At 65.6% G+C, this 19,906-nt stretch carries 25 protein-coding genes and 1 tRNA gene; 21 read left to right on the top strand and 5 right to left on the bottom strand.

Features of this window, described 5'->3' with window-relative positions:
* Positions 1-8 precede the first annotated feature (8 nt).
* From AB4118_RS29390 to AB4118_RS29365, 6 genes are read left to right on the top strand one after another with little or no spacing between them, the layout of a single operon-like run.
* Positions 9-1,022 carry a fumarylacetoacetate hydrolase family protein gene (locus AB4118_RS29390; protein ID WP_441493082.1) on the top strand — a complete coding sequence of 338 codons (1,014 nt, stop codon included), beginning with the start codon at positions 9-11 and terminating at the stop codon, positions 1,020-1,022.
* Positions 1,012-1,974 (top strand): MBL fold metallo-hydrolase, encoded by a 963-nt coding sequence (locus AB4118_RS29385; protein WP_441493081.1) that lies wholly within the window; start codon positions 1,012-1,014, stop codon positions 1,972-1,974. Before AB4118_RS29390 ends, AB4118_RS29385 begins: the two co-directional genes overlap by 11 nt.
* 4 nt (positions 1,975-1,978) lie before the next feature.
* Positions 1,979-2,533, top strand: a complete 555-nt coding sequence (locus AB4118_RS29380; RefSeq protein ID WP_441493080.1) for a DinB family protein — start codon at positions 1,979-1,981, stop codon at positions 2,531-2,533.
* On the top strand, positions 2,530-4,128 hold the full coding sequence (locus tag AB4118_RS29375; RefSeq protein WP_441493079.1) for an FAD-dependent oxidoreductase: 1,599 nt from the start codon (positions 2,530-2,532) through the stop codon (positions 4,126-4,128). The genes AB4118_RS29380 and AB4118_RS29375 overlap by 4 nt, the downstream gene beginning before the upstream one ends.
* On the top strand, positions 4,125-4,322 hold the full coding sequence (locus AB4118_RS29370) for a DUF2783 domain-containing protein (RefSeq protein ID WP_441493078.1): 198 nt from the start codon (positions 4,125-4,127) through the stop codon (positions 4,320-4,322). Before AB4118_RS29375 ends, AB4118_RS29370 begins: the two co-directional genes overlap by 4 nt.
* A 33-nt stretch (positions 4,323-4,355) precedes the next feature.
* Positions 4,356-4,889 (top strand): hypothetical protein, encoded by a 534-nt coding sequence (locus AB4118_RS29365; RefSeq protein WP_441493077.1) that lies wholly within the window; start codon positions 4,356-4,358, stop codon positions 4,887-4,889.
* Here the strand turns inward: AB4118_RS29365 and AB4118_RS29360 are convergent.
* Entirely contained in the window at positions 4,870-5,475 is a 606-nt protein-coding gene (locus tag AB4118_RS29360; RefSeq protein WP_441493076.1) for a GNAT family N-acetyltransferase, read from the bottom strand. The two genes, AB4118_RS29365 and AB4118_RS29360, sit on opposite strands and share 20 nt — an antisense overlap.
* Positions 5,476-5,550: 75 nt before the next feature.
* On the opposite strand from AB4118_RS29360, the gene AB4118_RS29355 reads away from it, so the two are divergent.
* A complete protein-coding gene (locus AB4118_RS29355) occupies positions 5,551-6,078 on the top strand; it encodes a CreA family protein (RefSeq protein WP_441493075.1) in 528 nt (175 codons plus the stop codon).
* Positions 6,079-6,087: 9 nt separating this feature from the next.
* Here the strand turns inward: AB4118_RS29355 and AB4118_RS29350 are convergent, their stop codons facing one another.
* Positions 6,088-6,420, bottom strand: a complete 333-nt coding sequence (locus AB4118_RS29350; RefSeq protein WP_113512928.1) for a hypothetical protein — start codon at positions 6,418-6,420, stop codon at positions 6,088-6,090.
* A 314-nt stretch (positions 6,421-6,734) separates the two neighbouring features.
* Here AB4118_RS29350 and cysS point away from each other — a divergent pair, with 314 nt between their 5' ends.
* The 3 genes from cysS (at position 6,735) to cimA (ending at position 10,523) form a co-directional block, all read left to right on the top strand.
* On the top strand, positions 6,735-8,264 hold the full coding sequence (gene cysS, locus AB4118_RS29345; protein WP_441493074.1) for a cysteine--tRNA ligase: 1,530 nt from the start codon (positions 6,735-6,737) through the stop codon (positions 8,262-8,264).
* Positions 8,246-8,815: an endonuclease domain-containing protein gene (locus AB4118_RS29340; RefSeq protein ID WP_441493073.1), complete on the top strand. Its 570-nt coding sequence runs from the start codon at positions 8,246-8,248 to the stop codon at positions 8,813-8,815. The genes cysS and AB4118_RS29340 overlap by 19 nt, the downstream gene beginning before the upstream one ends.
* A gap of 112 nt (positions 8,816-8,927) precedes the next feature.
* Positions 8,928-10,523 (top strand): citramalate synthase, encoded by a 1,596-nt coding sequence (cimA, locus tag AB4118_RS29335; protein WP_441493072.1) that lies wholly within the window; start codon positions 8,928-8,930, stop codon positions 10,521-10,523.
* Positions 10,524-10,664: 141 nt separating this feature from the next.
* Here cimA and AB4118_RS29330 read toward each other — a convergent pair whose 3' ends face one another.
* Positions 10,665-11,012, bottom strand: coding sequence for a hypothetical protein (locus AB4118_RS29330; protein ID WP_441493071.1), 348 nt, complete (start codon positions 11,010-11,012; stop codon positions 10,665-10,667).
* Between AB4118_RS29330 and AB4118_RS29325 the strand changes: the two genes are divergently transcribed.
* The 5 genes from AB4118_RS29325 to AB4118_RS29305 all read left to right on the top strand — a co-directional run bounded on the left by AB4118_RS29325 (position 11,011) and on the right by AB4118_RS29305 (position 14,810).
* Positions 11,011-11,187, top strand: a complete 177-nt coding sequence (locus AB4118_RS29325) for a hypothetical protein (protein WP_441493070.1) — start codon at positions 11,011-11,013, stop codon at positions 11,185-11,187. The genes AB4118_RS29330 and AB4118_RS29325 overlap by 2 nt on opposite strands.
* Before the next feature lie 3 nt (positions 11,188-11,190).
* Positions 11,191-13,104, top strand: coding sequence for an ABCB family ABC transporter ATP-binding protein/permease (locus AB4118_RS29320; RefSeq protein ID WP_441493069.1), 1,914 nt, complete (start codon positions 11,191-11,193; stop codon positions 13,102-13,104).
* A 99-nt stretch (positions 13,105-13,203) separates the two neighbouring features.
* The gene (locus tag AB4118_RS29315; RefSeq protein ID WP_441493068.1) at positions 13,204-13,695 is read left to right on the top strand and encodes a hypothetical protein; all 492 of its coding nucleotides are present in this window, start codon (positions 13,204-13,206) and stop codon (positions 13,693-13,695) included.
* A gap of 12 nt (positions 13,696-13,707) precedes the next feature.
* Positions 13,708-14,301 (top strand): hypothetical protein, encoded by a 594-nt coding sequence (locus AB4118_RS29310; protein ID WP_441493067.1) that lies wholly within the window; start codon positions 13,708-13,710, stop codon positions 14,299-14,301.
* Positions 14,298-14,810, top strand: a complete 513-nt coding sequence (locus AB4118_RS29305) for a hypothetical protein (RefSeq protein WP_441493066.1) — start codon at positions 14,298-14,300, stop codon at positions 14,808-14,810. The genes AB4118_RS29310 and AB4118_RS29305 overlap by 4 nt, the downstream gene beginning before the upstream one ends.
* A 9-nt stretch (positions 14,811-14,819) precedes the next feature.
* Here AB4118_RS29305 and AB4118_RS29300 read toward each other — a convergent pair whose 3' ends face one another.
* Complete coding sequence (locus AB4118_RS29300; protein ID WP_441493065.1) at positions 14,820-15,284, bottom strand: GNAT family N-acetyltransferase; 465 nt, start codon at positions 15,282-15,284, stop codon at positions 14,820-14,822.
* Between the two features lie 232 nt (positions 15,285-15,516).
* Between AB4118_RS29300 and AB4118_RS29295 the strand changes: the two genes are divergently transcribed.
* Entirely contained in the window at positions 15,517-16,215 is a 699-nt protein-coding gene (locus tag AB4118_RS29295) for a phosphatidylserine decarboxylase (RefSeq protein WP_069877150.1), read from the top strand.
* A 95-nt stretch (positions 16,216-16,310) separates the two neighbouring features.
* Positions 16,311-17,162 (top strand): CDP-alcohol phosphatidyltransferase family protein, encoded by an 852-nt coding sequence (locus AB4118_RS29290; protein WP_441493064.1) that lies wholly within the window; start codon positions 16,311-16,313, stop codon positions 17,160-17,162.
* A 93-nt stretch (positions 17,163-17,255) separates the two neighbouring features.
* On the opposite strand, the gene AB4118_RS29285 is transcribed toward AB4118_RS29290, so the two are convergent.
* The gene (locus tag AB4118_RS29285; protein ID WP_141739951.1) at positions 17,256-17,639 is read right to left on the bottom strand and encodes a hypothetical protein; all 384 of its coding nucleotides are present in this window, start codon (positions 17,637-17,639) and stop codon (positions 17,256-17,258) included.
* A 328-nt stretch (positions 17,640-17,967) separates the two neighbouring features.
* Between AB4118_RS29285 and AB4118_RS29280 the strand changes: the two genes are divergently transcribed.
* From AB4118_RS29280 to AB4118_RS29265, 4 genes are all read left to right on the top strand, one after another.
* Positions 17,968-18,576, top strand: a complete 609-nt coding sequence (locus AB4118_RS29280; RefSeq protein WP_441493099.1) for a Maf-like protein — start codon at positions 17,968-17,970, stop codon at positions 18,574-18,576.
* Between the two features lie 93 nt (positions 18,577-18,669).
* Positions 18,670-19,491 (top strand): SDR family NAD(P)-dependent oxidoreductase, encoded by an 822-nt coding sequence (locus AB4118_RS29275; RefSeq protein ID WP_441493063.1) that lies wholly within the window; start codon positions 18,670-18,672, stop codon positions 19,489-19,491.
* Positions 19,484-19,693: a DNA gyrase inhibitor YacG gene (gene yacG, locus AB4118_RS29270; protein WP_441480815.1), complete on the top strand. Its 210-nt coding sequence runs from the start codon at positions 19,484-19,486 to the stop codon at positions 19,691-19,693. The genes AB4118_RS29275 and yacG overlap by 8 nt, the downstream gene beginning before the upstream one ends.
* Positions 19,694-19,781: 88 nt before the next feature.
* Positions 19,782-19,857 (top strand) — tRNA-Phe (locus AB4118_RS29265).
* The last annotated feature ends 49 nt before the right edge of the window (positions 19,858-19,906 follow it).

Raw genomic sequence — 19,906 nt, 5'->3', positions numbered from 1 at the left:
GGAAAGAGATGAAACTCGCTTCCCTCATGCACGGTCGTGATGGCCGCCTTGTCGTGGTTTCCAAAGACCTGACGCGCGCCACGGACGCCTTTCCCGTGGTCGCGACCATGCAGGCCGCGCTCGACGACTGGGGGCGCCATGCGCCGCGCCTGGCCGATCTAGCAGAAGGATTGGAGCATGGCTCCGTCCCATCCTTCCGTTTCCACGAGCATGATTGCGCAGCCCCCTTGCCACGCGCCTATCAGTGGCTCGACGGCTCGGCCTATGTGAACCACGTCGCGCTCGTCAGGAAGGCGAGGGGCGCCGAGATGCCGGAGAGCTTCTGGAGCGACCCGCTGATGTATCAGGGCGGATCCGACGCCGTGCTGGGGCCGCGCCAGCCGATCCGGACCCGCAGCGAGGAGGACGGCATCGATTTCGAGGCCGAGATCGCCGTCATCACCGGCGACGTGCCGATGGGGGTCTCTGCGGAAGCGGCGCATGGCCATGTCCGCCTCGTGATGCTCGTCAATGACGTCAGCCTGCGCAACCTGATTCCGGACGAACTGGCGAAGGGCTTTGGCTTTCTCCAGTCGAAGCCGCCGACGGCCTTCTCGCCGGTGGCCGCGACACCGGATGAACTGGGCGAGGCATGGCAGGGCGGAAAGCTGCACTTGCCGCTGCTCTCGCTGCTCAACGGCCAGCCCTTCGGACAGCCGAATGCCGGCATCGACATGACCTTCGATTTCGGCACACTGATTGCTCATGCCGCGCGGACACGCCCGCTTTCGGCCGGCACGATCATCGGCTCCGGCACGGTCTCAAACCGCGACGACGAAGGTGGCCCGGGGCGCCCGATCGCGCAGGGTGGCGTCGGCTACGCCTGTATCGCCGAGCAGCGCATGGTCGAGATCATCAAGTCGGGCACCGCGGCAACGCCTTTCCTGCGCTTCGGCGATACGGTTCGTATCGAGATGAAGGACGGGGATGGTTCTTCCATTTTCGGTGCGATCGAACAGGACGTGCTGCCCCATGTCGACTGACAAGCCCGCCTTCGCCTCCAGTGCCGATCTCGGTGAGAAGACCATTTCCTTCGATGAGATCGGCCGGGGCATCTACGCCTATACCGCCGAGGGCGACCCCAATACCGGGGTCGTCGTCGGTGACGAGAGCGTGCTCGTCTTCGATGCGCAGGCGACGCCGAAGATGGCGGAAACCGTGATCGAACGCGTCCGCAGGATCACCGACAAGCCGATCAGCCATGTCGTGCTCTCGCATTACCACGCGGTCCGCGTGCTGGGAGCGCCAGCCTACAGCGCCCGCGAGATCGTCGCCTCCGATGTCGCCCGCGAGATGATCGTGGAACGCGGCGAGCAGGACAAGGCGAGCGAGATCGGCCGGTTTCCGCGGCTCTTCCAGGGCGCGGATTCGATCCGCCCGGGCCTGACCTGGCCGACCATGACCTTTTCCGACACCGCCTCGATCTGGCTGGGCAAGCGCGAGGTCAGGCTGATGAAGCTCGGGCGCGGTCATACCGCAGGCGACATCGTCGCCTGGATTCCCGATGCCGAGGTCTCCTTCGCGGGGGATCTCGTCGAATATGGTGCGACGCCCTATTGCGGCGATGCCCATTTCGAGGACTGGCCGACGACGCTCGACCATTTGTCGGCCCTCGGCTCGGTCGCGATGGTGCCTGGCCGGGGCGCTGCGCTGACCGATGCGGCGATGGTCGCCGATGGCATCAGCGGCACGCGCGCCTTTCTCAGCGACCTCTATGACGCCGTGAAGCAGAACGCCGGCGCGGGCCGCTCGCTCCGCGAGACCTTCGAGCGTGTCCATGCCGTTTTGAAGCCAGGCTATGGCGACTGGGTGATCTTCGAGCATTGCCTGCCCTTCAATGTTTCGCGTGCCTATGACGAGGCCAACGGGCTCGATCATCCCCGCATCTGGACCGACGAGCGCGATCGCCAGATGTGGCTCGACCTGCGAGGGTAGGGCGGTGTCGCTCGTCGCCTATCTGCGCAAGGCGGCCCGCAACAATGGCTGGGCCAATGACCGGCTGCTGCGCGCCTGCGCCGAACTGGACGACGAGGCATTCAGGGCCACGCGAACGAGCTTCTTCCCCTCGCTCCACGAGACCTTGAACCACAATCTCTCGGTCGATCAGTTCTATCTCGACGCCCTGGAGCAGGGCGGGCGCGGGCTCGCCGTCTTCGATACCTTCCGGCCGCTCGACGCGGCCGCGCTCCTCATCGTGCAGGGGCAGACCGATCGCCGCCTGATCGCCTTCTGCGATGCGTTGAGCGAGGCAGAGCTGGCACGGCAGGTCGAGACCGATCGCGGCGATGACGGCAAGGTGCCCGAGCGGATCGACGATCTGCTCGCGCATCTCTTCCAGCATCAGATCCATCATCGCGGCCAGGCCCACGCCATGCTCGCCGGCACGACGGTCGCGCCGCCGCAGCTCGATGAGTATTTCCTCGCTTTCGATGCCGGCCGGCGTGCCTCGGATCTGCGGGGGCTCGGGATCGAGGGGCCGGAGGCGATCGGATGACGACGGAGCTGCGCCGTTTCGCCTATCGCCGCAGCCCTGACCAGGATGCACGCGAACCGGCCCATCATCCGGTTGTCATCATTGGCGCCGGCCCGGTCGGGCTGACGCTCGCGCTCGATCTGGCGCGCCGTGCCGTTCCCGTCGTGCTGATCGATGATTCCGATCGCATCGGCGAGGGCTCGCGCGCGATCTGTTTTGCCAAGCGTACGCTCGAGATCTTCGACAGGCTCGGCCTCGCGGAAGGCATGGTCGCGAAAGGCGTCACCTGGCAGCGGGGCAGGGTCTTTCGCGGGCAGGAGCAGCTCTATGAGTTCGATCTATTGCCCGAGCCTGGCCACAAGCAGCCGGCCTTCATCAACCTGCAGCAATATTACGTCGAAGCGGCGTTGGCCGACGCTGCGGCTGCGGAGGCGCTGATCGATCTGCGCTGGTCGAACCGTCTCACCGGCATCCAGCCTCGTAGCGACGGCGCGCTCCTGACCATCGCGACGCCGGATGGGCCCTACCAGTTCGATGCCGGCTGGGTGGTCGCCTGCGACGGAGCGCGATCGCCGACGCGCGCGCTGCTTGGCCTGGAGTTTCGCGGTGAGGCCTTCGAGGACAAGTTCCTCATCGCAGACGTGAAGATGCGGGCGGAATTCCCCACCGAGCGTTGGTTCTGGTTCGCGCCGCCCTTCCATTCCGGACAGTCGGCCCTGCTGCACAAGCAGCCGGACGATGTCTGGCGCATCGATCTGCAACTCGATCGCGACGCCGACCCCGAGCATGAACGACAGCCCGAGATCGTGCGGCCGCGCATCCGGCAGATGCTCGGCCATGACGATTTCGCGCTGGAATGGGTCTCGGTCTACCGCTTCCAGTGCCGCAGGCTCGCGCGCTTCGTTCATGGTCCGGTGGTCTTCGCCGGCGATGCGGCGCATCAGGTCTCGCCCTTCGGCGCGCGCGGCGCCAATTCCGGCATCCAGGATGCCGACAATCTCGGCTGGAAACTGGCATTGGTCGTGAAAGGGCAGAGTCCCGCTTCTCTGATCGACAGCTATGACAGGGAGCGTGTCGAAGCAGCGCAGGAGAATATCCTGCATTCGACCCGCGCCACGGATTTCATCGCGCCGCGCTCGCCAGGCGAGCGGGTCTTGCGCGATGCGGCCCTTGCCCTGGCCGGCAAGGCCGGCTTCGCCCGGGGCTTCGTCAATTCCGGGCGTCTCTCGCAGCCGACGACCTATCTGGCGTCGCCGCTTTCGACGCCTGGCCCGGATTGGCAGGGGGGGCTCGCGGCGGGCACCTCCTTCCACGACGCTGCGCTGCCATCCACAGCCGGCGGGCGGCGCTGGCTGAGCGAGACGCTGGCCGAGGGCCGGCCGGTCATCATCGCCTGCGGGGTGGCGGCCGAGAGCATGACGCCTGCCGCCGCCTTGTGGGTCGACGTTCCCGCCAGAGATGGGGGAGACGAGCCCCTGGCGCGACGTTACGGATTGACGCCGGGCGATGCCGTCGTGCTGCGTCCTGACGGCCATGTCGCGGCGCGGTTTCGCCAGGCGACACCTGTGCAACTGGCGGCCGCGATCGAGAGGCTGGAAGGGCGCGCCGCAGCATGAGCAGCGAACTTGTCACGGAACCGAATCTCTCCGATCCCGACGCGGCGTTCCGGATGATCGCGGAGGCGCATCGCGATCTCTCCGAGGTCGAGAGCGTGGCGCTCAATGCAAGGCTCGTCCTGATCTTCGTCAATCATATCGGTGACGTGGAGATCCTGCGTCAGGCCTTGGCGCTGGCGCGCGAGGCGCGGTAACGTCGCATTTCCTCTGCCGGAGCCTTGGCCGCGATGATCGATCCCGTTCCGCTCTATTCCAGCGCCATCCCGCTCTCGTTCTTCCTGTGGGGGCCGGCGCTGGTGATGTTGATGTTCTGGCTCACCGGGCTCTGGGCGAGCCGTCAGGGCGTGGCCCGCATGCTCGAGAGCGACTGGAACGGCTTCAACGCTGCCGATGTCGAAAAGCTCTTCGCAGCTTATGGCGAGGAACGCCGCAACCGCTACCGTCACCGGGTGCTGCCGGCCGATGTCGCCTTCGCCCTGACCTATGCGATCGTCGGCGCGATCATCGTCGCGGGCGTCGCGATGCGCGGCTATCCCTGGTGGGTGGCGGCATTATGCGGCGGCGGCTGGCTCTTCGGCGGGCTCTGCGATGTCGTCGAGAATTTTGTCATTGCCCGGCTGCTCGACAAATACCCCCGGGTCGAGGCGGGCGATGTCGCCATGGCGAGCGGCTTCACGCAGTTGAAGCTGGTGCTGTTCACGCTCGGCGTGCTCGGCGCGCTGGCCGCGGCCTATCTGGTGTTCAAGCCACTGGCGGTGTGACGACCGGTGCCGCGGCTGCGTCATGGGTGGCAAGCCAGCCGGCGCGGCCGAGGCGGAAGAAGGCGCAGAGGAAGTGCGGATCGCCCATCAGCCATGAGCACCGGTCGCTCTCGCGCTGGAAACCGAGCCTCTCCGCCAGACGAAGGGATGCCGCGTTCAACGGGTGCGTGAGGATGACCACCTCGGTTAGGTCCAATGGGCCAAAACCGTGCTGGAGCAGGCGCGAGGCCGCCTCCGTCGCATAACCCCGGCCCCAATGGCGCGTCTCGAAGCGGTAGCCCAGCTCGATCTGCGCCGTCGCCGGAGCGCCGGGGAACAGCGCGACATAGCCCAGCAACGCGCCAGGGCTTTCGCGCGGGCTGATCGACCAGTAGCCCAGCCCCCGATCGACATGGGTGAAGCTGCGCTTCGCCACTGCCTCCCTGCTCATGAAGGCGGTGCCGACTGGCGCGATGTGTCGCATCACCTCCGGATCGGAATTCATTGCAATGACATGGTCGAGATCCTCAATGGTTCTCGGCCTGAGGATGAGGCGGTCCGTCGCGAGGATCGGCTGCGTCGTCGCCGGCATCTTGCTGGTCTGCATCGGACGCCTCTGGCATTGCTTCGCCTCAGAACCCATATGCGGCGCCGGCTACGCGGAACAGTCAGGAGATCGAGAATGCGCGCCTGTGGTACCACCTCTTCACGCGCCCTGGCCCTGGCTCTGTTGGCGCTAGGGCTCGGTCTGACCGGGGCCGCACAGGCCCAGGAGGACCTGATCTTCAGGAAATCGACCGTCTGGAAGATGCTGACGCCGAACGACAAGCTCGCCGTCTATGGCGTCGACGATCCGATCGTCGAGGGTGTGGCCTGCCACTACACTATCCCCGAGAAGGGCGGCGTCTCCGGCATGTTCGGGGTGGCGGAGGAGGTCTCGGAGATCTCGCTCGCCTGTCGTCAGGTCGGTCCGATCAAGTTCAAGGAGAAGTTCGAGCAGGGCGATGTCGTCTTCCGCGAGCGCCGCTCGATGGTCTGGAAGAAGATGCAGATCGTGCGCGGCTGCGACATCAAGCGCAACGTGCTGGTCTATCTCGTCTATTCCGACAAGCTGATCGACGGGTCGCCGCAGAATTCGACATCCACCGTCCCGATCATGCCCTGGGGCGGGGTAGGCGAGGCGCCGAAATGCTCGGATTGGGTGAGGTGAGCCGCAGGCTCAGCCGCCGCAGGTGATCGAGAGCGGCTGTTCGGCCGGTTCGGTGATGACAGGCTTCGAGACCGAACCGGTGAAATCTTCGCGCGAGGCGATGCCGAAGGCTGTCGCCTTCGCAAAACCCTGGGCCTCGCACCAGGCATCGGCGACGATCTTGCCGCATTCCGAGGTCTTCGAGGACAGGCAGTCGGCCACGCCATAACCGTCGCTCGCCGGAATCAGGAAAATGCGCTGGTCGTTGGATGCGGCCACCGTCTTCGAGGTCGGCAGGACTGCGAGCGAGAGGCCGGCTCCGACGATTCCGAACAGGCCGATCAGGGCGATGGCGCGGCGCATTCTCGATCTTTCCTCGTGACCCGACAGGCCAAAGAACCTTCGAAGCATGAGGATGGTTCCAGTCCGTTAAATTTGAATGAATTCGGCGTCAGCTATGTTGCGGCGCAACAAACTCGGGCGCCCTCTTGACGCAAAGCCCGCGCACAGGCAATCAGTTTTTCATGACGCAGGCCGCCATCCGGATTTGCATTATTTGCCGCTAGCTTTCGCTGGCCGGCTGCTCACGTCATCGTCCTGAAACGACCCGACAGAAAGCGCCCCCGGCCAGCGGCCCGGACCACGCTTCTCGTCGCCTATTCGCCAGGACCGTTTCGATGACGCCGACTTTAAGGCTCTACAACACGCTGACGCGGACGAAAGAGACGTTCGCGCCGATCGATCCCGGCAATGTCCGCATGTATGTCTGCGGTCCGACGGTCTATGACTACGCCCATATCGGCAATGCCCGCCCGGTCATCGTCTTCGATGTGCTCTACCGGCTGCTCCGCCATTTCTATGGCCCCGAGCATGTCACCTATGCCCGCAACCTCACGGACGTCGACGACAAGATCAATGCGCGCGCCGCCCGCGACTTTCCGGGCCTGCCGCTGAACGAGGCGATTGCCAGGGTCACAGAGACGACGACGGCGCAGTTCCACAACGATGTCGATGCGCTGGGCAACCTGCGCCCCGATGCCGAGCCGCGCGCCACCGACCATATCGAGGAGATGAAGGCGATCATCGAGCGCCTCATCGCCCGTGGCATCGCCTATGTTGCCGAGGAGCATGTGCTGTTCCACGTGCCGGCGGTGGCGAGCCTGGGGAAGGCGCCGAAATACGGCTCGCTCGCCCGTCGTTCGCTGGACGAGATGATGGCCGGCGCCCGTGTCGATGTCGCGCCCTACAAGCGCGATGCCATGGATTTCGTGCTGTGGAAGCCGAGCCGCGACGGCATCGACCCCGGCTGGCCGTCCCCGGCCGGCATCGCCACGCCCGGCCGCCCCGGCTGGCATATCGAGTGCTCGGCCATGTCGATGGCGAAGCTGCTCGCGCCCTTCGGCGGCGGGCTCGCCTGCGATGACCCCGCCAAGAATGTCTTCGACATCCATGGCGGCGGCATCGACCTCGTCTTCCCGCATCACGAGAACGAGATCGCCCAGAGTTGCTGCGCCTTCGGCGGTGCCGACGGCGCCGGCCGCATGGCGAATATCTGGATGCATAACGGCTTCCTGCAGGTCGAAGGCGAGAAGATGTCGAAGTCGCTCGGCAACTTCGTCACCATCAACGAGTTGCTGCAGACCGATGCCTTCGGCGGCCGGACATGGCCGGGCGAAGTGTTGCGCCTTGCGATGCTGAAGACGCATTACCGCCAGCCGATCGACTGGACGGTGAAGTCGCTGGAGGAGGCGGAGTCCATCATCGGTGGCTGGGAGGAAGTCCTGCGTGGCATTCCGACGGAACTGCAGGCCGCTCCAAGCGACGTGGATGCCGAAATCATCGCCGCGCTGGCCGATGACCTGAACACGGCCAAGATGATGACGCGGCTTCATGGTCTCGCACGCGAAGCGAAGGCCGGCGATCCGAAGGCTGCGCGCGCATTGGCGGCAAGCGTCGATTTCCTCGGCCTGAACCGTCAGGCCTGGGGGCGAAAGGAACACGAGTTCCTCGTCCGGGCGGCGACCGATGACGGGTTCGCGGCGCGTGTCGACGATCTGATCGAGCGCCGGCTTGCAGCGCGTCGCGCCAAGGACTTTGCCGAGTCCGACCGCATCCGCGACGAACTTGCGGCGATGGGCATCCAGCTCAAGGATGGCAAGGACCCGGCGACCGGCGAGCCCACGACAGCATGGGAAGTGAAACGATGAACCGCGACCAAACCCCCTCTCCCCTTGCGGGAGAGGGTTGGGGTGGGGGGTCGCGCGACGCTTGCCGGCCTTGGTCTCATTCTGCTCCAACCGGAGAGGGAAGCGCGACCCCTCATCCGGCCGCTGCGCGGCCACCTTCTCCCGCAGGGGGAGAAGGTGAGCATGCGCCGTCGCCGCGTGCCAAGCTCGGCCAGCGCGCGCGCTCGATGCGCAAGGAGCCGACCGAGGCGGAGCGCAAGCTTTGGCACCTCCTGCGCGACAGGCGGTTCAGCGGTTTCAAGTTCCGTCGGCAGGTCCAGATCGGTTCCTATATCGTCGATTTCGTGTGTCCGTCGAAGCGACTGATCGTCGAAGCCGATGGCGGCCAGCATGCAGAAAGCACCTATGACGCCGTTCGGGACGCATGGCTGAAAGAGCAGGGCTTTCGCATTCGTCGCTTCTGGAACGCCGATATTCTTCGTCGTGGCGACGAGGTCCAGGACACGCTTTGGCACGATCTCGATGGAGCGACGCTCCATGAGACGGACATGACATGGGAAGTGAAACGATGAACCGGGATGCCCCGAAGATCCGGCGCGCCGGTGCGCTCTCGGTCGCCATGAAACTCGTCATGCTCGCCATGGTGATGCCGCGTGTGCTGCGCTATCGGATGAGGGCCGGGCGATGAGCGCCCGCGTCCATCTTTTCGATACGACGCTGCGCGACGGCGCCCAGACCACCGGAGTCGACTTCTCGCTCGACGACAAGCGCGCGGTCGCGGCCATGCTGGACAAGCTCGGCATCGACTATGTCGAGGGCGGCTATCCCGGGGCGAACCCGCTCGATACCGCCTTCTTCGCGGAGAAGCCGACTTCGAAGGCCAAGTTCGCTGCCTTCGGCATGACCAAGCGGGCAGGGCGCTCGGCCGCCAACGACCCGGGCATCGCGGCCCTGCTCGAGGCGAAGGCGGACGCCATCGTCTTCGTCGCCAAGAGCTGGGACTACCATGTCCATGTCGCGCTCGAGATCTCGCTCGAGGACAATCTCGAGGGGATCACCGACAGCGTGAAGGCCGCGAAGGCGGCCGGACGCGAGGTGATGCTCGACTGCGAGCATTTCTTCGACGGCTACAAGGCCAATCCCGATTATGCGCTGGCCTGCGCGCGGGCAGCCTATGAGGCGGGCGCACGCTGGGTCGTGCTTTGCGATACGAATGGCGGCACCTTGCCGGACGAGGTCGGCGCCATCGTTGCCGAGGTCGCCAAGGTCGTGCCGGGCGATCATCTCGGCATCCATGCCCATGACGATTGCGGCTGCGCCGTTGCCAATTCGCTGGCGGCGGTCGAGGCCGGCGTCCGCCAGATCCAGGGCACGTTGAACGGGCTCGGCGAGCGCTGCGGCAACGCCAATCTGGTGACGCTGATCGGCGCGCTGAAACTGAAGGACAGGTATCGCGAGCGCTTCAGCATCAATGTCGACGAGCAGCAGCTCGGCGAGCTGACCCATGTTTCGCGGGCCCTCGACGAGATGCTGAACCGCGCCCCGAACCGGCACGCGCCCTTCGTCGGTTCGTCTGCCTTCGCGACCAAGGCCGGCATCCATGCCTCAGCGGTGCTGAAGGACCCGCGCACCTATGAGCATGTCGCGCCGGAAGCGACCGGCAATATCCGCAAGGTCCTGATCTCCGACCAGGGCGGCAAGTCCAACCTCGTTGCCGAGCTGGAGCGCATCGGCGTGACGCTTGGGCGCGACGATCCGCGGCTCGGGCGCCTGCTCGACGAGCTCAAGGACAAGGAGGCGCAAGGCTACGCCTTCGAGGGGGCCGACGCCTCCTTCTTCCTGCTCGCCAAGCGGATCCTGCGCGAGGTGCCGGATTATTTCACGGTCGAGCGCTTCAAGGTGAATGTGGAGCGCCGCTACAACGCCAATGGCGAGCTCGTCACCTTCTCCGAGGCGATCGTGAAGGTGCAGGTCGGCGACGAGCTGCTGATCTCGGCTGCCGAGGGCTCTGCCGGTCCGGTCAATGCGCTCGACGTCGCCTTGCGCAAGGATCTCGGCCGCTATCAGTCGCTGATCGGCGGCTTGCGGCTCGTCGACTACAAGGTCCGCATCTTCCAGGGCGGCACCGATGCGGTGACGCGCGTCCTGATCGAATCCGCTGACGAGACCGGCGAACGCTGGACCACGGTCGGTGTCAGCGCCAACATCATCGACGCCTCGTTCCAGGCGCTGGTCGACTCGATCACCTACAAGCTGATGCGGGCCGGCGCGACGGCGTAAGCGACGAGGGCTTTTGATCCGCCGCGATTCCCGGGTGAGGCGCAGCGCCCACCTGGCAATCATTCTGCGGATGAGCGTTCGGCGGTGCCGCCGCGGTCGGGAATGGCCGGGACGCGGCCCGGCCATGATGGCCCTGGCGGCTCAATCCGTCAGGCGGATCGTCTTTTCCCTGCAGAGATCGACGCCGTCATTGTCGTTTTCGACCTCGTCGCTGAAGCGACCGAGCACGAAATAGCTGCAGCCCGCCGGCTTGTTGAGTTTCAGCACGGCGCTCTTTCCGGGAGCGAGCGGCTTGGCGAGTTTGGCGACGAGGCGGGGCTGTTCACCCGAGGTGGTGATTTCGAGCGTGTTCAATGGCACGCTGCGGGCATTGGTTACCTTGATCTGTGCCGGCGGCCGCGCTGATTGCGCCAGGGCGGGAAGCGTCGCGAGGCAGAGTGAGACGCTGGCGCCGATCAGGCCGGCAAGGATAACCCGTTGAGCTCTCATGGCTGTTTCTTTCCCCGATCCGAGCGTTGACCGCTCCGACGCCATCTCACACCGGTCCTTCGACGAGAACAAGGCCAAGCCGGCGCGCGTGTTCCGCAATCCCCGGCTTGCAGCAAGGCTCATGCATTCGCCCGCGATCGCGGATATATGGGCGGTTCAACTTGGAACTGTTTGAAAAATGTCCCCGCCTGCCGCGCCGCCTCCAGCGTCGAACTTCGCCCACTCGGCCGTCCTGCAACCCGGCTCCGGCTTCGTCGCGACCTTCCGTGCGCTCTGGCCCTATCTCTGGCCACCGGATCGCGCCGATTTGCGCAAGCGCGTGGTCGCGGCCTTCATCCTGCTGGTCATTGGCCGCATGGTGCTGATGGGCGTGCCCTTCACCTTCAAATGGGCGACGGATGCCCTGGCGAACACGCCGACCAGTCTCGGGCGCTGGCTGCCCTGGCTGGTCGGCGCACCGCTGACCCTGACGCTGATCTACGGGCTGGCGCGCGTCGGCTCCTCGGCCTTCATCCAGATGCGCGACGCGTTGTTCGCACCCGTGTTCATGCATGCGGTGCGCACGCTGGCGCTGCAGACCTTCGGTCATCTGCATTATCTCTCGCTGCGCTTCCATCTCGAGCGCAAGACCGGCGGTCTGACCCGCGTGCTGGAGCGCGGCCGCAACGGCATCGAAGAAATGGTCCGCCTCGGCCTGAACCAGTTGGTGCCGGTCGTGGTCGAAGTCGCCCTGATCACCGCCGTGCTGCTGACGATGTTCGACTGGCTCTATGTCGTCGTGCTGGTGGTGATGGTGACGACCTACATGGCCTACACGATCAAGGCCACCGAATGGCGCATCGCCATTCGCGGCGCCATGAACGAGTCCGATACCGACGCCAATTCGAAGGCGATCGACTCGCTGCTCAACTATGAGACGGTGAAGTATTTCGGAGCAGAGGCTCGCGAGACAGCCCGTTACGACCGTTCGATGGCGCGCTACGAGCGCAACTCGATCAAGGCCTATACCTCGCTCGCCTGGCTCAATTTCGGACAGGCGGCGATCTTCGCGACGGGCCTGACGATCTCGATGGTGATGGCGGTGCGCGGCTTCCAGGCCGGCACGCATACGGTCGGCGATTTCGTGCTGATCAACGCCATGTTGATCCAGCTCTACCAGCCGCTGAATTTCATGGGCACGGTCTATCGCGAGATCAAGCAGGCGACCCTCGACATAGGCGAGATGTTCGCCCTGATCGGCCGCGATCCCGAGATCCAGGACCATCCGGGCGCCCCACCGCTTCGCGTCGATGCAGGCGAGGTCCGCTTCGAGGACGTGCATTTCGCCTATATCCCGGAGCGGCCGATCCTGAAGGGTATTTCCTTCACGGTGCCGCCGGGCAGGACGATCGCCATCGTCGGCCCGTCCGGCGCCGGCAAGTCGACGATTTCGCGCCTGCTCTTCCGCTTCTACGAACCGGCCAAGGGCAGGATCATGATCGACGGGCAGGATATCGCCGCGATCCAGCAGGTCAGCCTGCGCTCGGCGATCGGCATGGTTCCCCAGGACACCGTGCTGTTCAACGACACGATCGAGTACAATATCCGCTATGGCCGGCCGGATGCGACCGAGGCCGAGGTCGAGGAGGCGGCGCGGCTCGCCCAGATCGACCGCTTCATCCGTTCGCTGCCGGAAGGCTACGAGACCTCCGTCGGCGAGCGTGGCCTGAAGCTCTCCGGCGGCGAGAAGCAGCGTGTCGCCATTGCCCGCACCATCCTCAAGGGGCCGCCGATCCTGGTGCTGGACGAGGCGACATCGGCACTCGATTCCTTCACCGAGAAGGAGATCCAGGACGCGCTCGACCGGGTCAGCGAGGGGCGCACGACGCTGGTCATCGCCCATCGGCTCTCGACCGTGATCAATGCCGACGAGATCATCGTGCTGGACAAGGGCCTGATCGTCGAACGCGGCCATCACCGCGAGTTGCTGGCGGCGGATGGCGTCTATGCGGCGCTCTGGAACCGTCAGCGCCAGGTCGACGAGGCCAAGGCGACGCTGAAGCGCGCGACCGAGGAAGAAGAAGAGAGTGTGAGAGTGACCCTGACGCAGTAATCGGGGCGACGGAATTCTCTCGCCAAACGCGGCCTGCTTCCTGCATGCTATGCTCCGCCGGTTTCGCACGAAGCTGGCGGAGCATTGCGGGGGCTGCTCATGTTCGATCCGACGACCTTCACCGGCTTTCATACCTGGCTCAGCCTGATCGCCATCGTGGCGGGTTTTCCCGTCGCCGCGGCCATGCTGAAAGGGCACACGCGGCCGCGCTGGACCGGAATTTTCCTCTCCACCGCGTTTGCCACCAGCGCGACGGGCTTCGGCTTTCCATTCAACGGCCTCCTGCCCTCGCATATCGTCGGTGCGATCTCGCTCATTCTGGTCGGCCTTGCCGGATACGCCCTCTACGCCCGCAGGCTCGATGGCGCCTGGCGGCGGATCTATGCGGTCACGGCGATGCTCGCCTTCTATCTGCTGATCTTCGTCGCGGTCGCGCAGGCTTTCATGAAGGTGCCGTTTCTCCAGGCCATGGCGCCGACCCAGTCAGAGCCGCCCTTCGCGATTGCCGAAGGGCTCGTGCTGCTGATCTTCGTGGTGCTGACCTATCTCGCCGCGCGCCGCTTCGTCCGCAGCCCGACGGCGCTCGCCTGAGGATTGCGTGGCTTGCGTGGCGATGGCTCGCTCCCACGCAACTGGCCGATCCTCGCCTGCCGCGGTGACACCATGCTGAAGCGCCTGCGCCTGACCGGGGCGCTCTTCCTCTCCATCCTGGCCGCGGACCGGGCCGCTGCCGCGACGGAGCAGGGCTGGGAGCTCTGGATCGTCAAGCCGGGACGGCCGGGCATCGTCCAGACGTGCTCGCTGCTCAAGATGTCGCCGTCGCCGCTTGAATCGACACTTCCTCCCGATCGGCAACCGCTTCGGCTCGATGAGGCGCTCGCGATACGCTGGCAGGGCGGCTATCTCGTGCAGGGCGGCGCTCCCGAAGGCCCGGCAGCGAAGCGGGGCTGGAATCCGGCCGATAGCTGCTTCGTCCTGATGGTTGCGGGCAAGCCCGTTGCGGCTGGCGCTGTCCTGCCGCGAGCCTCCGCTCAGCTGCTTCGCTTCGATACCCTCGTGATCCAGGAGGACCGGGCAGGCCAGCCGCTCGCCTTCGAACTGCTCCCGCATTTTCCGGCGGATGTCATGCAACCGGCCCCTGCGCCCTGGGCGGCGGCGCTCGGTGCGCTCAGCCGCCCTTCAGGGGCCACGCGATGACGGCGGCGAAGCGCTTGCGGGCGGCGCTTCGGCTCGGCGCCAGCCTGGTCCTGGCGCTGTCGGCCATGCCTGTGCAGGCCTCCGGCACGAAGAAGGTCGGGAACTGGGTGGTCATTACCAATGACCGGCAGGGCGGGCGCAAGGATGTCGCGGCGGTGCTGAGCGATAAAGAGGCCCAAGTCGGCCTCGCGATCCGCTGCATCGAGGCCAGCCTGTCCATCGCCTTTCTGCCGCTGAACAATGACGGACTGTTCGGCAAGGCGGGGCGGGCGGCTGCATCCTTCGTTCAAGCCGATGGCCAGCCGGCGGTTGAACTGGCGGGCGCGGTCGGGGCGGACCGGGCCGTGCAGGTCTCGCGACCGGCGCCCCTGCTCAGGCTGATCCTCAGTGCGGCCGAGATGGGAGTGCTGGTTCCGGCCCAGGGCAGCGCGGCGGTTTCTGCCGATTTCGACCTTGCATCCGGCCGGAGCGCGCTGGCCGAGCTTGTCGGGCAGTGCCCGGCCGACTGACGCCTGCGCTCAGTCCAGCTCAAGCCGGTAGCGCAGCTTCAGGCGCTCGCCGCGGGCATAGCTTTCGTAGCTTTCCGGAATCGTGACCTCTTCGACGAGGCTGCAGCCGAGCTTTTCCAGCGTGCGGCGGGAGGCGAGGTTGTCGGGCGTCGTCGTCAGCCAGAGTTCGCTGAGGCCGCACGCCTTGGCCAGGGGAAGCAGCGCCGTCACCGCTTTGCCGGCGAGGCCGCGCCCGCGATAGGCTGGCTCGACGGAAAAGCCGATCTGCCCGGCGAGATGGGTCAGGAGATAGCTCGCGCCTGGCCGCAGGCTGATCGTGCCGGCGGGCTCAGCCTCGGCCAGGATGTCGAAGCGATAGGCGGCGGCGCGCCAGGGCGAGGTTTCCGGCGAATAGCTCCTGCTCAGCCGCAGGCTGACATCGTCACAGCCAAGTCTGGCCAGAAGAGCCGTGTCGATATCGCCCGCCTCCGCCATGTCCCGTACTCCGCACCAATGCCATGGCTGCGCTTCTAGCCGTTCCGCTGCCCCGTCTGGAAGACGCGGCGGCAAAGAGGCGGAGTTTCGTCTGCCACAAGGGGCGCGGCATGCGGCCTCTTCCCCCGGAGCGCCGAACCCCGTAAATCACGCGGCAATGCCTGCCGCCCCATTCGGGCCGCAGGGGAGCGTCACTCTGCCGACGCGCTGACAAGACCAAACAGGATTGCCCATGTCGCTCGTCGATTCCGTCCGCAAAGTGATCGTTCCCATCCACAAGGAGGGCTACGTCTTCATCGCGATCGCGCTGGTGGCGACGATCGTGCTCGCCAATCTCTGGTCGCCCTTCGGCTGGCTCGGCGCGATCATCACGATCTGGGTCTGCTATTTCTTCCGCGATCCCATCCGGATCACGCCGCAACGCGAGGGGCTGGTGATCTCGCCGGCCGATGGCCGCATCAGCCAGATCGCCTCGGCGCTGCCGCCGCCGGAGTTGAACCTGCCGGCCGAGCCGATGACGCGCATCTCGATTTTCATGAACGTCTTCGACTGCCATGTGAACCGCGCCCCGGTCTCGGGCCGCATCATCAAGATGGCCTATACGCCGGGCCTCTTCCTCAATGCCGAGCTCGACAAGGCGAGCGAGGACAATGAGCGCAACGCGCTGGCGATCGAGACCCCGGCCGGCACGGTCGGCGTCGTCCAGATTGCAGGCCTGATCGCGCGGCGCATCGTGCCCTTCGTCAAGGAGGGCGACGCGATTGCGACCGGCGAGCGTTTCGGCCTGATTCGCTTCGGCTCGCGCGTCGACGTCTATCTGCCGACGAGCGTGATCCCGCTGGTGGGCGAAGGCCAGACCGCGATCGCCGGCGAGACCGTGCTGGCCGATGTCTCGGCCAGCGAAACACGGCGCAGCTTCCGCGGAATCTGAGCGCTTTCGACATCCCGGAGCGCCGTGATGCGGCGCCCGGGATGATCGCCGACTGCTCCTAGCCTCCGCGCCTAAAACCGCGTATTCCGGCTGGCATGAGCGATCTCTTTCCCCCCTTCGAGCCCGAGCAGGCTGAATCGAAGCGTACGCGCTTCAAGGCGATCCCGTTTCGGCTGATCGCGCCCAATGTCATCACATTGCTGGCGCTCTGCCTCGGCCTGACCGCGATGCGGCTCGTGGTCGAGGGCAAGCTCGAATCGGCGACGATCTTCATCCTGATCGCTGCGGCGCTCGACGGCGTCGACGGCCGCCTGGCGCGCATGCTGAAGGGCACGTCGCGCTTCGGCGCCGAGCTCGATTCGCTCTCGGATTTCGTCAATTTCGGCGTCGCCACGGGCTACGTGCTCTGGATTTTCGTCCTGCACGATCTGCGCTCCTTCGGCTGGATCATCGTGCTGACGCTGGCCTGCGCCATGGCGCTCCGGCTCGCGCGCTTCAACGTGATGATCGACGATCCCAATCGTCCCGACTGGCAGAAGAACTTCTTCGTCGGCATGCCGGCGCCCGCGGGCGCGATCACCGCGATGCTACCGCTCTATCTGCATTTCATCGGTGTGCCGGTGCAGGAATATGGCGCCCTGCTGGTCGGGATCTATATCCTGTTCATCGCCTTCCTGACGATTTCGCGCATCCCCTGCTATGCCGGCAAGACGCTCGGCACCCGCGTGCCGCGTGAGAAGGTGCTGCCGCTCTTCGTCGCGGTGGTGGTGGTGGCGGGGCTGCTCTTTGCCTACCCCTTCGAGATGCTGTCGCTGATCGTGCTGGCCTATCTCGCGCTGATCCCGATCAGCGTTGCGCGCTATCGCAAGCTCGAGCGCGAATACAACGCCGGCCTGGTGGAAGCTCCGTCCGAGCTCGCCAAGGCGTCCGTGTCGGATACCGACTAAAGCATCGGCTCGAAAAGTGGATTTGCGGTTTTCGGGATAGCCGATGCAAACGCACTGAAGCATCGGCCGGAAAAGTGTCGGGCCGGCGATAATCTAGCGGCGGCGGCTGCTCAGCCGCGCCGCATTGGCACGGGTCCGTTTCGAGAACGGCTCGAGCGTGTTGCTGGTCGCCCTGGCGACAGCCTCGCTCATATCGAGCTGGCTGAATGGGCTGAAGGCCAGATCCCACCAGAACAGGCTGACGGCCTGGCTCGCGGCGAGGCCGCTTTCCATCACCGCGGAAACCTTCTCGGTCAGGGCCTTCGTCGCCTCGCGCTGGCCGCGCCGGTCGCCGAGCGCGCCCTTGAGCAGGATCGGCATCCGCATCGCGATGGTCAGCCCGGCCTCGGCCTGCATCGTCATGACCTTGCTCACGAGCGCCTGCGCTTCCACTCCCGTTCCCAGAGCGGAACGCGGACGTCGGGTCGATGTGGTCATTTCGGTGAAGGGCTCCGGAACACGGGACAGGTCGGAAAGGACTCCGGCCTCGCAAAGAGGCCGCGTCTGCGGGCCGTAGGCTTGAATGTGTCAAGTGAAAGGCTGAAACGCAAGGGCGAGGCTGCGTATTTTATGCGCAGTGAACATAACGAAATGGGTATTGCGCTCCAGGATTGCATTCGGCGCGTGGCGGTTCAGAGAGATTTCGCAACCGGCGAAAATGATCTAGAGGCTTGGTCGGAGGGTGTCCGCCATGGGCGCCTGCGAGCCTCAGAGACGAACGCCCTTGAGTTTCTTCTCCACTCCCAAGCAGCCCGGCTGGCGGCCTATGCTGGTCCTGGCTTCGGCCTCTCCGCGCCGGCTGGCCTTGCTGGAGCAGGCCGGGCTGAAGCCCGACGCCATGCTGCCGTCCGATCTGGACGAGACACCGCTGAAGGGCGAGCGTCCGCGCGATCTCTCGCGCCGCCTGGCGCGCGAGAAGGCGCAGGCCGCGCGGGAGGGCGCGAAGAGCCGCCCCGATCTCGAAGGCTGCTACATCCTGGCGGCCGATACCGTGGTCGCAGTCGGCCGTCGTGTCTTGCCCAAGGCGGAGATCGTCGATGAGGCGGCTGCCTGCCTGCGGATGCTCTCCGGGCGCGCCCATCGCGTTTATACCAGCGTAGCCCTGGTTACGCCGGGCGGAGCGATCCGGGACCGCATCGTCGAGACGCGCGTGCGCTTCAAGCGGCTCTCGACCGAAGATCTCGAGATGTACCTCGCCTCAGGTGAATGGCGCGGCAAGGCCGGCGCCTATGCCATCCAGGGCATTGCCGGCTCCTTCGTGGTCAAGCTCGTCGGCTCCTATAGCGGCGTTGTCGGCCTGCCTCTCTACGAGACGGTGAACCTGCTCGGCGGCGAAGGCTTCCCGATCCGCTTCGGCTGGATGAATGTCGGCTGAGCGTCAGCGCATCTTGCCCTGACCTGCGGTTATCCCGATCCTGTCGCCGCTGCCTCTTCGGCAGCGCAAGGCGCGCAACCAGGGATGGGGCCGATGACGGAACGGTTGAGGGGCAAGGTTGCAATCGTCGCGGGCGCAGGCTCGATCGGGCCCGGCTGGGGCAATGGCAAGGCAACCGCGACGATCTTTGCGCGTGAGGGCGCCAGGGTGGTCTGCGCCGATCTCAACCGCGATGCCGCCGAGGAGACGGCGGCGATCATCCAGAACGAGGGCGCCCAGGCCTTCGCGGTGCAGACCGACGTAACCCGGGCCGATTCAATCGCCGATCTCGTCGGCCAGGCGCTCGGCCGCTACGGCCGCATCGACATCCTCGACAACAATGTCGGCATCGCCGAGGTCGGCAGCGTCGTCGATCTGCCGCAGGAGACCTGGGAGCGGGTCTTCAAGGTCAATGTCACCAGCGCCTTCCTGGCGATGAAACATGTCATCCCGGTGATGCAGCGCCAGTTCGAGGAGACGGGCGAGGGCGGCTCGATCATCAACATTTCCTCGATCGCCTCGATTCGCCACACCGGCGTGCCCTATGCCAGTTACTCCGCCACAAAGGCGGCGCTGAATCACCTGACCCGCACGACCGCGGTGCAATACGCGGCGCAGAAGATTCGCGTGAACGCGATCCTGCCCGGCCTGATGAAGACGCCGATGGTCGAGCATTCCGCCGGCCTCGCGCAGGCCTATGGCGAAGGCGACATCGCCGCGATGTGGAAGGCACGCGATGCGCAGGTGCCGATGGGTCATATGGGCGAGGCCTGGGACGTGGCCTATGCCGCGCTCTTCCTTGCCAGTGACGAAGCGCGCTATGTCACCGGCATCGAACTCGTGGTCGATGGAGGCATCACGCTCAAATATGGCTGAGAATCAGGATACGTCACCCCCGCCGGCGCCAAGACCCTGCCCGATCTGCGGCAAGCCGGCGGTGCATCGCTTCAGGCCCTTCTGCTCGTCACGCTGCCGCGACATCGATCTCGGCCACTGGCTGAAGGGCAGCTATGTCATTCCCGGCGAGCCGGTGGAGGAGGCTGAAACCGGGTTACCCACACGCGAAGACGAGACTTGATCGGAAGCCGGCTGAAGCGACTGGACAGCCCGCCAATCACACTCTATATCGCCCCCACCAACACGAAGCGCCTGGCGCTTCGCCGGATGCCCAGATAGCTCAGTTGGTAGAGCATGCGACTGAAAATCGCAGTGTCGCTGGTTCGATTCCAGCTCTGGGCACCACTCCCCCTTCTCAGGGGTTGATCAGCAAAGAAAAACCGCTCCGCCGAAA

This window comes from Allobosea sp. 2RAB26, from assembly GCF_052115465.1.
Taxonomy (GTDB): domain Bacteria; phylum Pseudomonadota; class Alphaproteobacteria; order Rhizobiales; family Beijerinckiaceae; genus Allobosea.
Note: the sequence above shows the minus strand (reverse complement) of the source record. Positions and strands in the feature narration are given on the sequence as shown.